Below are 13,369 nucleotides of genomic sequence, written 5' to 3'. Positions count from 1 at the left end.
CACCGGCGCGAACCTGAGCCCTGCCGGAGGCGGGGCGACGTCGAGTTTGTACCACAAACTTGACTATCCTGCCACCAAAAACAAACTATATTTTATTCACGATTCATCATCACCACACAAACTCCCTCGCCCAAGCTCCCACTCCAACAACTCAGCTCCAACGTCATCCGGTCCCGTTAACAGTTGCCCGTTGTTCGTGCGATCATTGTCAGCGGTATCACTGGCAATTGCCAATTACCCATTAGCCACTAGCAGTTAACCGTGTTGTGGTTGCTCATTAACAACAGGCAAGTGACAATTGCCCGTTGGTCATTACACGTTGTCGGCGGTCAATCATCAATCGACAATCATCAATGGTGAACGAACAATGGGCAACGACCGCATTGCGGAAAGAGAGACGAGGAACTAACTATAATTTATGCGCAGAATGAAGGAGCCATCATGATCGTCACCATAGCCAACCCGAAGGGCGGAACCGGCAAGACCACCCTCGTCCGTGCTCTCTCCGGCACGGCCGCCCATGCCGGTAACGACGTCTTCCTGATCGACGCCGACAGCCGCGCCAATACGATGCGCTGGGTCACGATGTCGAAACAAATGGACGTCTGGCCCGACCGGCTGGAAGCCGAAAGCTGCCTCGATCCCAACCAGATCTACAAGCTCGCTCTCCATCAGCAGCAGGAGGGCAAGATCGTCTTCGTCGATGTCGAGGGCACGACCAACGAAAACCTGTTCGCCGGCCTCTACTGCGCCGACGTCGTCCTGATCCCGCTGCAGACGACCCAGGACGATGTCGTTGCCGGCATGCAACTCGCGCTGAACCATGTGCCGGTGGTTGAGGAGGATCAGAAGCGCAAGCTCCCGACGATGATCGTCATCAACCAGCACGATCTGGTGACCGGCCGCGCCAAGGCGCATGAACCGCTCCGGGAGATTTTACGCGAGAGCGGTGTCGCACTCGCCTCCCAACCGATCGCGCGGCGGGCGTCCTATCAATCGATTGGCGCCGCCGGCACGCTCCAGACATCAGCGAAGCCGGATCCGAAGGCGATCGCCGAAATGGAAACGCTGCTTGGCGAGCTGCTTGCCCTCTACCGGTCGAAGACCAGCGAGGCGAAGCAATGAGCGACGGCGCAGACAGCAAGAACCTCGTCCTCGGATTGATCTCGACAGGCCGCGACCGCCCTTCGGTTCGCGAGAAGGCAGGGCCTGTTTCAAAACCTGCTGACGAAGACCAGGCGCCGGCGCCATCAGCGAAGCCGCCACTGGCGCGTGGCCAGCTCCGCGACATGGTGGCCAGGGGCGAAAGCCGCGACCCGGTCGCCGGCAAACGCTTCCGTGACACCGAGAAAGTCACCACCGGCATCCATATCCGCGCCGAGGTCCACAAGAAGCTGAAGATCCTCGCCGCGATCGAGCGGCGGAAGTTCAACTCCTACATCGAGGAGGCGATCGACGACTATCTCGAAAAAATCGCCGACCGGATCCCAGATATTTCCTGAGCGGGAAAAGGGAGAGATCATCACGCGCTTCGCTTCGCGGCCTCCCCATTCGCCCGCAGGGCGGCCATCAGCATCGGCCCAAGGCCAAATTCACCACGCGCCGCCTTGCGACTGAGGTCGCGCAAATAGCCACCAGGCGTCTTGATGTGCTCCGCCCGCTCCAAGATGCAGGCCATCGCAATCGCGGCATTTTCTGGCCCCATCACCTCGCAAGCCTCCTGATAGGCCGACGGGCTGACCGCCAACATCGAGCGGACCGTCACCGCGGCCGTCATCAGCTCCCGCCAACTCTCGATCCGGCCGCTTGGCCCATAGTCGGCGATCTGCGGGCAGGCTCTCAGCACTAGTGGTAACGGATAAGCCTTCAGCGGCTCTGCAATCCGGTTCGGTTTTTGGCTCGACATCTCGCCCTGCTCTTTTTCAGAGCGAGGTTCAAGTTCATGGAAGGATTCGGGTTTTGAATTCTGTATGTGACGACCGTCATGGCTATCATTGACGTCCGTTTTTTCTGCTTTTACCTGAATTTCCAGACGGTTGATGATCTCCTCGCGCAGAAGCTCCATTTCTTCGAGCACCACGTCGACATCCTCGCGGCGAGGGGAGCGCGGCAGACGGGCCAGGAGCGCGATGAACATGCCCTCGATCGTCGCCCAATCGCCCTCCGCGCCCTCTTCCATGGCAGCCGATATCAGCTTGCGAACGTCGCGGCGGCAGAGCGACAACGCCTCTTTCGCGCGCTTGAATTGAAGACGCTCGGCAGCGACCTGCTGCGCCAGGTTCGCCAACTCGCTCGCACGGGCGAGCAGAGGCGCGAGACTGAAGCCGAAAGCGGCTTCGATGTCCCCTCCCCTGCCCCGATGTGCATAGCGCTTGCCATTCGGGCTATCGCGGCGCTCGATCAATCCGGCATCGACCAATGCGGCAAGATGCCGGCGCAAGGTCGTCCCGGCGATGCCGTGCGCGCGCAGCGACAGCTGCTTGTTCGACGGGAAAACAACCAGACCGCCGCTCTCGTCCGAGAGTTCATCATTCGGATAGAAGCTCAGCAGGGCTTGCAGCACCGTTATCGAACGATCCTGGAGGCCGAACACATCCTTCACCTCGCCGACGTCGTTGAAGACTTTCCACTTATTGACCGCGTTGCCCGCATCGCGGTCGGCGGTTTCGAGCTGGCCTCTCACCAAGGCAAGCGTCATCGGCCGCCCATGGGGCGTTGTCACACGTCCAATCTGCATTTCTTTCACCTATCAATGGGCAAAAGAAATCCGCTCACCAAAACGGTGCCAAAGACTCTTGACTGTGATTCGTGGAAATGCGATTCTCGATCTTGCTAGAGAATACGAGAGAGGCTTCCACGGTTTACCGATTGGGGGCCTTTTTCTTTTGCTGGGCTGCTCCTACTCGTTGTCACTCGTCGTATTTGCCGCTGACGCGGCAAATTCTTCGTAGATATCCGGCAATTTACGCAGCAGAAATTGCGCAAAATCCCCAGTGTGTTTCGTCGGGATCGTCAGCTTCACGGCACGTTTGCTGCTTTGCGCGGTCGCAATTTTGCGCCCTTCCCCCGTCTTGATGATCTGTTCGCCGGACACCCTTTCCTTGCGCACGGCGACGGATTTCAGCGTGCTTTCGAAGCGAGCATCGCTGGAAAGAGCGTGGAACTGTTCCTGGCGAATGAGTTCGCGCCATGTGGACTCGTGACCAGGATCGGCCAGCAGCTGCGCCAACGTCTCCCAGCGCGGCCGGCCAATCGACGGTGCAGAACCGATGGCTTCGATCAATTGTGTCGGAAGGGAGCTGGCAAGTGAGATCATGCCGGACAGGACACCTTTGGACGTAATGGTCAGAGCATCCATTATGACTTGCCGACGTACCCCTTGCTGATCGAGGCGCAATGCGAACAATGCCTTTTCGATAAAGGAAAGGTCCGCTCTGTCGCTGTTCTCTTTACCCTGTGCGCGGATCAAGTCCTCGTCGGAAAGACTGCGAACGATCGCTTTGACTTTGCGGCCGAGCTGGCGCAGCGCTTCAACGCGCCGATGCCCGAAGGCGAGCTGGTACTCCCCCTTCATTTCGGGATGGGGGCGGACAAGAACCGGAATGATCTGTTCGGAGGTTTTAAGCCCTTCGCGCAGCTCAATGAACTTCGGATCGGTAAAGCCATCCAGCCGGTCTTGCACGAAGGAGCTATGAATGATCTTCGGGTCAAGTTCGACAATCGTCTCTCCGGCTTCAAGCTGCAACCGCAAGGACTCCGCCTGATCCGCCTCGGTCGCAAGATTGGCGATAGCCTGATTCATTGAATTGAGGGCACCGGACTGAACGACCGGCTTAACGCGCGGAGATGGCTCAGCTGAAGGTTGAATCGGAGAAAGAAAGTCTTTGAGAGCGTCGCGCCTTTTGCTCATGTCGTGCGTCCCCACGCCTGCTTCACCAGCTTTTCAATTTCCCCATTGACGCTGTCGAGAGATTCCATGGCGCGATCATAGGTCACGCGGTGGAAGTTCTCCCGGCCGACTTCGTAAAGCGTCTGCTTGGTGATCCCGGCATCTGAGATCGCGGCAGACTTCAGCACGGCATTCGTCAGAACACGGTCGCCGAAGAGGCTCTTGAGCAACCCAACGATCTGCCCTTGTGGGCCGTCGGCCGGCTCGTAGCGTGTTACGACATAGCGAAAGAAGTCGTATTCGGCATTGCCACCTGCCTTCTCCACGACACCGAAGAGGCCGGCGGTCATATGGAGAAACTGCGACATGGAGGCGACGTCAAGCATCTGCGGATGGATGGTGACGACGACACTTCGCGCAGCGCATAGTGCCGATAGCGTCAGATATCCGAGTGACGGCGGGCAATCGAGGATAACGACATCATAATTCTGCTCTACGGATGCCAGCGCTGTCGCGATCCTGGTAAAGAACATCTGCTCGCGATTACGGTTACGCTCACTCAGGACGCGGGGAGTGTCGTGCTCGAACTCTTGAAGTTCGAGGTTCCCAGGAATGATGTCGAGCCCGGAAAAATAGGTTTTTTGAATGATATCGCTGAGCGGGCGCTGCTGCGCATCGTAGCGGATCGCCCCATAAATCGTTTCGTTCGGGCCGAGGTCGAATTCAGGTTGAATGCCGAAGAGCGCCGACAATGAGGCTTGTGGATCGAGATCGACGGCGAGCGTCCGGTATCCTCGCAGCGCGAAATACTGCGCAAGATGGGCGGCGGTTGTCGTCTTTCCTGAGCCGCCCTTGAAGTTCGTGACGGCGATAACCTGAAGAGCTTCGTTCGCGGCCCGGTTTGGCGAGTAGCCCTTTTTATTCGAACTCAGATAGCGCCGGATTTCATGGATCTGGTCAAGTGAGTAGAGACGGCGCCCTGCCCCGTTCTTCTCCGCCTCCGGAATGTTGCCCTCGGAATTCAAATGGCGAAGATAAGCATCGCTGATGCCGATGAGCTTCGCAGCCTCGCCGGCCATAAATTTGCGAAGCTCCTTTTGCGCCGTAGGAGGGAATGCGCGAGCGCGCAACTGCTGAAGCTGTGCGCTAAGTAGATCGGCGTCAGCTTCGATAAGGCTCGTTAGCGATGGGATCGCTGATGCGCGCGCCTGAAGTTGAGTAGCGACTGAATTCATTATAAACGCTCAATCCGGTGAAATCGACAATTGAGCGTAAAAATGATCCGAGTCGGAGGCTCGGTCAAGGAAAATTGAGTTAACAAAAGGTTAACGGATTTTTCTCTGACGAAAAGTTCTCAGCTGAGAACTTTTTCTTGAATCGCGGCGACGCTAAATCACCGGCCGCTGTGAGTGAAGATATCATATCAACCTCCATGAGGCAGGCTAATCCTGGCATCCCGTCTCCTCCTGACTGCTGCGGTCAAAAGTTCTCAGCTGAGAACTTTTCGAATTTTAGGCGCATGATGACGGATGTTTAGCGCGACGTTGCCGATCGCAGCATCCCTGAAAATCGGCGGCGCAGCCGCTTCAGGGAGAGGAGGAAGGGGGCTTTGGGGGAAGGAGGAGGAGGGACACCGTCCCTCCTTCCCCCAAGGGAGGGTTCAAAGGGAGGGGTGTCCCCTCCCTTTGGGGTGGGGGTGTTTGAGGGGGCGGGGCTTTGCCCTGCCCCATCATGGGGTGAGTGTTGAGAGGGGGGCTTGCCCCTCTTTCATCAGACGAGACGGCCGGTCGCACCGGCCGTCTCGTCTCACCCACCCGTGCAAGGAGGAGAGACGGCAGATGCCGCCTCCCCTCCAATTCATGCGCCTCAGTCTTCAAAGAGGCGAAACAGATCCCCGGAGCATTCCGTGTCGATATCCGCCGGGTCGACATCGTGCAAAGACACCTCATCCGGCAGGACCAGACCCCATGCGGGGAGCTGGATACGCAAGCACCGATATATCGTGCCGAGGAGGGCGCGAAACTCAACCATTTCCAGAGGCACATAGTCCAAGAGGTCGTAACCGTCTTCCTCGCACCAGAAATCCCGGTAGATGGCTTGATAATTGTAGAGTTCTTCGCCGAGGTCCGCATCCTGGTGCGGGTCGTTATTCAAGAGAACACGCCGCTCTGCTGCCAACGCCTTCCGCGTGAAGCGCATGAAGCGGGCAAGATGCTGCTCCACCCAGTCATGAAGCAGGCGCTCCGTTTCGGTGGTGCTTGCAAGGCGGTTGGCCAGCACCATGATCCGCAAACCCGTCGCATCGGCATACAACGTGAGAAAATTGATGTTACGCATAAAAGTCTCCTTTCGCTCTTTGGCGGAAGGTGTCCGCATGAGCGTCGAGTGGGGTCAAGGACCGCTTTAGCGGCCGCCTGCGGCGGCGAGTGGGGGAGCCGAATTTCTGGCTCGGCCCAAGGGGACGAGACTGAAATTTGGGGGAACCGCTCGTCCTTGAGGCCAGGAGACGCGGTGCGACACTTGGACGACAAAGAGAGAGAAGCCCGCGGCCCCGACCAGGGGCCGCGTCCGTATGGGCCGGGGTGGTTTGGAGGGGGTGTCACACCCCCTTCATGGGAGGGTTCAAGGGAGGGGCGCGCCCCTCCCTCGGGAGGATGTTTGAAGGAGGGGGCCTTGCCCCTTCCTTCATGGGGGCGAGCATGAGAGGGGGGCGGCTCTGCCCCCCTCTTGTAGAGCTTCCGGCCGGTCGAACCGGCTGGAAGCTCTCCCCTTGTGGCTTTCAGAATAGGCGAAGCTGCCCATTCTTCTCGCTTGCAGGTTCTAGTGCTGTCGGTTTGACGGGTGACGTTGCCACTGCTGCCTTTGCCGCTGATGCCATCATGGCCGGGGCAAGAGGGACCGCATGCGCGTGTGCAGCATCCCCTGCCCTTCTGAGCTTCGCGGACCATCCCCCCATGATATGCGCCATGGTGTGCCATTGGTCGCTGAACCGCATCGCCAGACTGTCCCCGATGAGGACGGTCGCCGGGATATGGAGAAGCGAGAACTGAATATAGGCCATGTGGACGGCACGCGGGTCGATGTCCACGGCGGTCACATGCAAAAGCTGCTGGTAGTTGAAACCCGCCTCCATAATGGCCTCTGTCAGTGCGATGATCATCGCCCCGCTACCCACGGCCGGTTCCTGCGCCAGCATGAAGCCACGCTTTTCAATCACCTTGCGCATTTCTTCCGGACTTCCGGCGACCATACGGGCCATCAACTGGCAGATCGGATAGGGCGTGAAGAACTGGCCGCGTGCCTTGCTGTGCAACTCAAGCGCATGGAAGGTGGCGCCGAGAACATCGTGGGGGCGTTCTTCCAACGCCATGACGACTTCGCCCATAATCTTCGAGAACGTGTCCATGGTCTCACGGCCATATTTGCTGCCAATCTCCTGAAAGCGGGCTTCGCGCTTTTCGGCGTGGACGAGGTCAACCGCGTTGCTGAGGGCGATTGCTGACGTTTCGCACCAATCGCTGAACACCGTGTAGATGTCATGCTTGTAGCGGCAGGTTTCAAATAGCTTTACGATGGCTTTGAGGCGCGGGGAGTTCATGGGATCACCTGCGAGGGAGTGGAACCGCATGGGCGCGTTTCGCCATTCGCCGGGGCCAAGCCCGGCGTCGTCATGCGGATCGTTCAAGGGAAAGGGTCGGGGAGAGTGCAGGCCGCGCCGGAGACTGCGCGGCCTGCGGCAGCCGACTATTCGGCTGCTTCGGGGAAGGTTTCACCGTTCGTTACCGGCTCTTCATCGATGTCGAACGGGCATACGCCGTCATCATCGGCATCGCCGCTGGCTTCCACCATCCGCTCGCGCTCCTGCTCGGCAGTGAGAGCGATCCGTACCGGCGCGGGAAGCCATCCGGTGCCAGTGATCTTCCGTTCGGCATACTCCACGCCTTTCGCCTTCTCCATGCCGGGAACGCCAAGTGCCAAGTCCTCGCCAACGGCTTCGGTGACCGCCTGCTTGATCCCGGCCTTGCTGATGCGGGCGAAGTAGTTTTCACCGGTGGGCGCATACCACTGCGTCATGTCGATCTTGAGGGCCTGTGCCAGCCGCTCGGCGTGGCCGCGCTGCGACTTGCGCTCATAGTGGGGGTGTTGCACGGCGTTGACCGACTTTGCCGCCGCATAGGCCAACAAGTCGAGAAGCGTTGACGTAGGCTGTTCAAGGCACCATTCCAGAAGTTCGCTCGGGTTGCCGGGAATGGTGTGACCGTAGTTCTCCTTGAGTTCGTCCATGGCCACGATGCCCGCGCACGCCGCCGGATCGGCAATGCTGCTTTCGAGCCGTTCGCTCTTCACCGTCACTTCAAGGGACGTATAGTCGCTGCCGCCATAGCTGCCGAAAATGTTCACCAGCATGGCATGGACCACGGCGGCGAGGGCGACGTCCGGGTTATGGGCAAGCTCGGCCCGGATGGCGGCGGTCTTCTGCGCCGTAAGCTCCTGCACCAGCAGGGCAGGCATCTTGAATGGCGGCTCCGTGCGCTGTTCGGGTTGCGGCGGAACGGTCGCCCCACCCTCATCCGTCTCGTACGTATCGCCTTCGACGCTTTCGTCGCCTTCGTCGCTGTTTTCCGCCTCCTCCTGGGCTTCATCTTCGGGGCGGACAAAGCCATGCTCGATTTCGACATTGCCGTAATAGTCCATCGTCACATAGCAACCGGCCTTAGCGATATCTTCCGGGGAATAGGCTTCCTGTGCCATCGACAGGGCCGCCAGCCTCGCCTGAATGGCTTCGGTGCGCGGTTCGGCCTCGTCGTCGCCCTCGCCCGCCTCGATCTTCGCCACCAGCTCGTCATATTCGGCTTCCAGCCGTTCCTCCTCGGCCTGTTCTTCCTCCGTCAACGGAATGTCGGACGGATAGACCCTGTGCATGCGGACGGCTTCGCTCGGAATGTCCGGCACCACCTCCACCCATTTCCAGCCTTCGGCGCGAACGGCTTCTGCTTCGGCTTGCAGCTTCTCCGCCACCAGCTTTTCGACAAGGGCGACATCAAGGGCATAGCCGCTGTTCCTCGTGTCGAAAAGATCGCGTTTGACGTGACCGCCTGCGGCCTCGTAAAGCTCGATCCCGCCGATGAACTTGATGCGCTTGTCGTTGAACTTGACCGCTTTCCCCTTCAACACATCGCGAATGGTATCGCTGGTCCGGTTATGCGATGGCAGGCTATTCCACACCTCCACCTGCCGGTCGTGGTCGTCGGACACGGTGAAAGCGGTAAGCTGCTGGAAGGTCATTTCCTCGCTGCGATAGAGTTCAAGCAGTTTCGGCGAAACTCGCCCGAGCGCCTGACGCTTGCGTACCATGGTTTCGGTGGTGCCGAAGCGGGCCGCGATGTCCTCGACGGATTTCCCGTCCTCGGCCATGACGCGGTAGGCTTCGTATTCATCGACCGGGTGCATTGCCTCGCGGCTCATGTTCTCGATGATGCTGATTTCGGTCGCCTCGGCCTCGCTGCGCTCCTTGCATTCCACGGGGAAGTCCTTGGCGATTTCGCCCGCGTCAGCCAGAAAGAGGAGGGCGGCACGACGACGCTCACCTGCGGTTACGAAAAACCGGCCGCGCTTGTCGCCCTTGCGGACGATGATGTTCTGCAACAGCCGGTAGCCATCGGCGCGGATGGTCGCGGCCATCTCCACGATGCCTTCCTTGCTGTAGGTCTTGCGCACATTCTTGGGGTCGCGGTCCAGCTTGTTCAGCGGCACGAAAAAGCTTTCAGTGGAAATCTGGGTCTCGGTCATGGCTCTGTCTCCTTGGTTTCCCGTTTCCCGAAGGGGAAGCCCCCCTTGGGCGAAGCCTCCCCGGTCTTTCCGGGGGAATGGCCTCTGACATTCCCCCGGACAGAGGGGGGAGGGCGTAGCCCGCCCCACGGCGGCAGTCGTTCGGGTCAAGGGGTCGTGGCGGGAAAAAACGGAAGGTTCGGCCGCAGGCTGAAAGCCGTTTTTTTCCGACGCGACAAGCGGCTCTGCCGCGCCTGCCCCTTGATCCCGAGCGGCTGGCGATGTCAGGGGCGGTAAGGAAAAGCGGCCCGGAACGGGCCTCGATACCGGGTGCGTAGCACCCGCTGGACAAGCGATCGTCACCGTCATCGGCGGAGACGGCCCAGGCCGGCTTCGTGCTTCGCATAGAGCGCGGCCGCCCGAGGGCGGTGGCCCATCCTTCTGGGGGCAACGGAGTCAAGACGGATTGACTTCAAAACCGAAGCGGAACAAACTAGGAACATAAACCCATCAAGAGCAAATATTCCTATGCGCCATTGCGCATGGGCGATCCTGCTCGCCTACATTTTTGTGGAGCCGGCCCATGCGCAAACCCAACGAAATCGAACGGCTCTACCTTGATTTTGATGGGTTTTTCGCCTCGGTCGAACAACAGGCCGATCGGCGGCTGCGCGGTCGGCCGGTGGGCGTCGTTCCATTCAGCGGGACCGACCGAACCGCCGTCATCGCCTGTTCGAAGGAGGCGAAGGCGCAAGGCGTCAAGAACGTGATGCCAATTGCCGAGGCCCGGCGCGTCTGTCCGGACCTGATCCTTGTGCCGCAGAATCCCGACCTGTACCGCCGGGCGCACAATGCGCTGCTATGCGAAATCGAAACCGTCATCGCCATCGACACGGCCAAGAGCATCGACGAGCTGACCTGCGTGCTCGATGACAGCGGCCGACGCGATCCAGAGCTATTGGCCGCCCGCATCAAAGCAGCGATCGCGGACAATATCGGCCGGTGCATCACGAGCTCGATCGGCTTCGCAGCGAACCGGCAGTTGGCGAAGATCGCCTGCAAGGCCGGGAAAGAAGAGAGCAAGCGGCTCGGCAGCTATGGCGATGCGCTGGCGATATGGCGACCGGCCGATATGCCGGAACCCCTGCTGCGCGTTGAACTGGAGGAGATCCCCGGCATCGGGTCGAGCATGGCGAAGCGACTCTATCGGAACGGGGTCTTCTCCACCCGCCAGCTCTACGCGCTTCAGCCGAAGCACATGCGCAGGATCTGGAACAATGTGAATGGTGAGCGCCTGTGGTATGCCCTGCATGGCTACGACATTCAGGCCCCGGAACAGAAGCGCGGTATGTTCGGCCACGGCCGGGTATTGCCGCCTGAAAGCCGGACGATCGCCGGCGCATACGAGATTTCGCGGCTGCTGCTGACCAAGGCGGCGCGACGCCTGCGCCGCGAAAGCTACTACGCCGGCGGCTTATGGCTGTGGCTCTCGATCCGGGATGGAACGTGGTTCGGCAAGCACCGCCTGGCCGTCGTCCATGACGATCAGGCCATTCTCGCGGGGCTGCACGCGCTCTGGCAGCGCGTGCGCAAGGACTATCCGCGCGGCGTGACCATCTTCCGGATCGGCGTCACGCTCTACGATCTTTCGCCTTCCAACGAGCGGCAAATCGACCTGCTCGACAATGACGACACGCTGCGGCGGAAATGGGAGAAGGCTAACAGCGCGATCGACGCGCTGAACGCGCGCTATTCCGCGACCATCGTCAGCATGGGCGAGTGGAAGCCGCCTGCAGGCGGTCATGCCGGCGGCAAGATTTCCTACACGCGCATTCCCTCGGCCGAGGACTTCTGGTGATGGGCTGGAAGGCGACGATCCAGGTGCGTGATCTGGCCGATGACCAGAAGCTTGAGCTGGTCTGCCGGAAATGCGGCCGGCTTGCCTATACGAACCGGGCGCAGCTTTGCGAGGAGATCGACCGTTCGCAGCTCTATCTCGATGAGATCGAGGCGAAGGCGAGCTGCAAGCGCCGCGGCTGCAATGGCCGCATGCGGCTTTCTATGGTGCGGTTGCAGGAGATGAGCGGTTTTGTCGGCGGTCTCGCGTAGCGGCCGCGCCGTGATCGCGCCGGGGCGCAGCGTAGCGAACGCGGCCCGATCCTGTGAAGAAGGCGAATATCGGAGAAATCAGCATAGCGCCGGCCTATGGCCGGGATTTCGGGAATTCTCGCTGCGTTGTGTGGGGAAGAAGCGCAGCCGCAGGAGCCTCAGCATAGCGACCCGCAGGGGAGGCGGGATCGACTGCGCCCGCACGCGGCGCACCGTTTTGGCGGGCGGGCAGGGGAGTTCGAGGGGCGGGGCTTCGGGGCGCCCCTCGTCCTGGTCCGATCCGCTCGATGCGGGGAGGACCAGGCACTTCCGCTGAGGCCGCCGGAGAGGGAGACACCACCCCCTCAATCCCCGTCCTCTATCGGCTCAACATCGCGCAGCTCGACAAAGACGACTTTCTCGGTTCGCTCCTGCCCGATCAGGTCGAGATTGATATGGACGTAATCGGCAAACGGCTCCCGGCACAAGCGCCAGACGACGCCAACGCGGCCGACGCGGCGCTCGTTGGTGCCATCAATGGATGGCGATGTGCCGATGATGCGAACGCGCTGGCCGAGGCGAAGCCAGTTCGCCGCGCTGGCGATCATGTCGGTCCGTTCCTCCGCCGTCAGCTTCTTGCGCGTCGAGCGCGCCCACGGCGTATGCGGATCGGCGACAAGCTGGCTCGCCTGTTCATCCGGGGACAGGTCCTGAAACCGCGTGATCTCGTAATCCAGCGGCCAATCCTCGGGGTCCGGTGGTTTCGGATTCCGGTGGAAGTGCTCCACGGTCGGGCCGCCGAAAAGATCAGGTTGCGCACCGGCCTGCCGTCGCTGACGCTGCGCCTTGCGATAGTCCGCCCGCCATTGCCCTTCGGGGCTGAGGGGCGGGCGCTCGGTTTCGCCCAACAGGCGGTCCAGTTCTTCCCGGTCATCCATGGCCGTCTCCTGTCGGCGCGACGTTCTCAATCTGAGGGGAGGGGAGGCGCGACACGGGGCGGCATCGGCCGCCCCGTTCCGAACCCTTCACGCTTCGACCGTTTCCACGATTTTCGGCACGCTGCGGTCGAGGAATATCTCGACATGGACGATCTGGGCCGCGATCACACCGGGCCGCTCGGTCACGACGATGACGGGCCGCAGGAGCGGGCGCACGATGACGAAAAGCGAAGCCAGCGCCTCGATGCTCTCCGTCACGTCGGCAAGCTCGCCCAGCCTGTCGGATTTCGTCACCAAGAGATTTCCGGCCAGCGGCGTGGGCGCACCCGCGACTTCCGTCAGGCACGGCACGGTGTCGTCCAGCCCGTTGTCGTCCACAATGATATCGAGGCCGTTCACTCGAACGATATCGATCAGATCGCACTTCACGAATGCCTTGATTTGGGCATAGCTGCCTTCGAGGTTGATCGTGACCGGGCGAATGGTGCCTGCCATCGGCTCGATCAGGAAGGCTTTGACTGCGCTCATTTTCTGTCTCCTTTTTCCCGAAGTCCCGCAGGGAAGCCCCCTTGGGCGAAGCCTCCCCGGTCTTTCCGGGGGAATGGCCTCTGACATTCCCCCGGACAGAGGGGGGAGGGCGCAGCCCGCCCCACGGCGGCGCGCGGGCGGATCAAGGGGTCGTGGC

General features: G+C 60.6%; 12 protein-coding genes. 4 read left to right on the top strand and 8 right to left on the bottom strand.

Going from position 1 to position 13,369, the window contains the following annotated elements; translation table 11 throughout:
• The first annotated feature begins 441 nt into the window (after positions 1-441).
• Together ABWW28_RS24400 and ABWW28_RS24395 are read left to right on the top strand one after the other, a co-directional pair.
• Entirely contained in the window at positions 442-1,125 is a 684-nt protein-coding gene (locus ABWW28_RS24400; RefSeq protein WP_234189800.1) for a ParA family protein, read from the top strand.
• Positions 1,122-1,502: a hypothetical protein gene (locus tag ABWW28_RS24395; RefSeq protein ID WP_234189799.1), complete on the top strand. Its 381-nt coding sequence runs from the start codon at positions 1,122-1,124 to the stop codon at positions 1,500-1,502. Before ABWW28_RS24400 ends, ABWW28_RS24395 begins: the two co-directional genes overlap by 4 nt.
• A gap of 20 nt (positions 1,503-1,522) precedes the next feature.
• Here ABWW28_RS24395 and repC read toward each other — a convergent pair whose 3' ends face one another.
• From repC to ABWW28_RS24365, 6 genes are all read right to left on the bottom strand, one after another.
• Complete coding sequence (gene repC / locus ABWW28_RS24390) at positions 1,523-2,737, bottom strand: plasmid replication protein RepC (protein ID WP_353392597.1); 1,215 nt, start codon at positions 2,735-2,737, stop codon at positions 1,523-1,525.
• Between the two features lie 162 nt (positions 2,738-2,899).
• Positions 2,900-3,910, bottom strand: a complete 1,011-nt coding sequence (gene repB / locus ABWW28_RS24385; RefSeq protein WP_234190629.1) for a plasmid partitioning protein RepB — start codon at positions 3,908-3,910, stop codon at positions 2,900-2,902.
• Positions 3,907-5,124: a plasmid partitioning protein RepA gene (gene repA, locus ABWW28_RS24380; RefSeq protein ID WP_234190632.1), complete on the bottom strand. Its 1,218-nt coding sequence runs from the start codon at positions 5,122-5,124 to the stop codon at positions 3,907-3,909. The genes repB and repA overlap by 4 nt, the downstream gene beginning before the upstream one ends.
• A gap of 631 nt (positions 5,125-5,755) precedes the next feature.
• Positions 5,756-6,226, bottom strand: a complete 471-nt coding sequence (locus ABWW28_RS24375) for a hypothetical protein (protein WP_234190634.1) — start codon at positions 6,224-6,226, stop codon at positions 5,756-5,758.
• Between the two features lie 442 nt (positions 6,227-6,668).
• Entirely contained in the window at positions 6,669-7,487 is an 819-nt protein-coding gene (locus ABWW28_RS24370; RefSeq protein ID WP_234190644.1) for an N-6 DNA methylase, read from the bottom strand.
• A 146-nt stretch (positions 7,488-7,633) separates the two neighbouring features.
• Positions 7,634-9,679 (bottom strand): ParB/RepB/Spo0J family partition protein, encoded by a 2,046-nt coding sequence (locus tag ABWW28_RS24365; protein WP_234190646.1) that lies wholly within the window; start codon positions 9,677-9,679, stop codon positions 7,634-7,636.
• A 562-nt stretch (positions 9,680-10,241) separates the two neighbouring features.
• Here ABWW28_RS24365 and ABWW28_RS24360 point away from each other — a divergent pair.
• Both ABWW28_RS24360 and ABWW28_RS24355 read left to right on the top strand, forming a co-directional pair.
• On the top strand, positions 10,242-11,516 hold the full coding sequence (locus ABWW28_RS24360) for a Y-family DNA polymerase (protein ID WP_234190648.1): 1,275 nt from the start codon (positions 10,242-10,244) through the stop codon (positions 11,514-11,516).
• Positions 11,516-11,767: a hypothetical protein gene (locus ABWW28_RS24355; RefSeq protein WP_234190654.1), complete on the top strand. Its 252-nt coding sequence runs from the start codon at positions 11,516-11,518 to the stop codon at positions 11,765-11,767. Before ABWW28_RS24360 ends, ABWW28_RS24355 begins: the two co-directional genes overlap by 1 nt.
• Before the next feature lie 344 nt (positions 11,768-12,111).
• Here the strand turns inward: ABWW28_RS24355 and ABWW28_RS24350 are convergent, their stop codons facing one another.
• Complete coding sequence (locus ABWW28_RS24350; protein ID WP_234190650.1) at positions 12,112-12,684, bottom strand: hypothetical protein; 573 nt, start codon at positions 12,682-12,684, stop codon at positions 12,112-12,114.
• 87 nt (positions 12,685-12,771) lie between these two features.
• On the bottom strand, positions 12,772-13,212 hold the full coding sequence (locus tag ABWW28_RS24345) for a DUF3846 domain-containing protein (protein ID WP_234190652.1): 441 nt from the start codon (positions 13,210-13,212) through the stop codon (positions 12,772-12,774).
• Positions 13,213-13,369: the final 157 nt, after the last annotated feature.

It is taken from the genome of Brucella sp. NBRC 14130, from assembly GCF_040371715.1.
GTDB lineage: Bacteria > Pseudomonadota > Alphaproteobacteria > Rhizobiales > Rhizobiaceae > Brucella > Brucella intermedia.
Note: the sequence above shows the minus strand (reverse complement) of the source record. Positions and strands in the feature narration are given on the sequence as shown.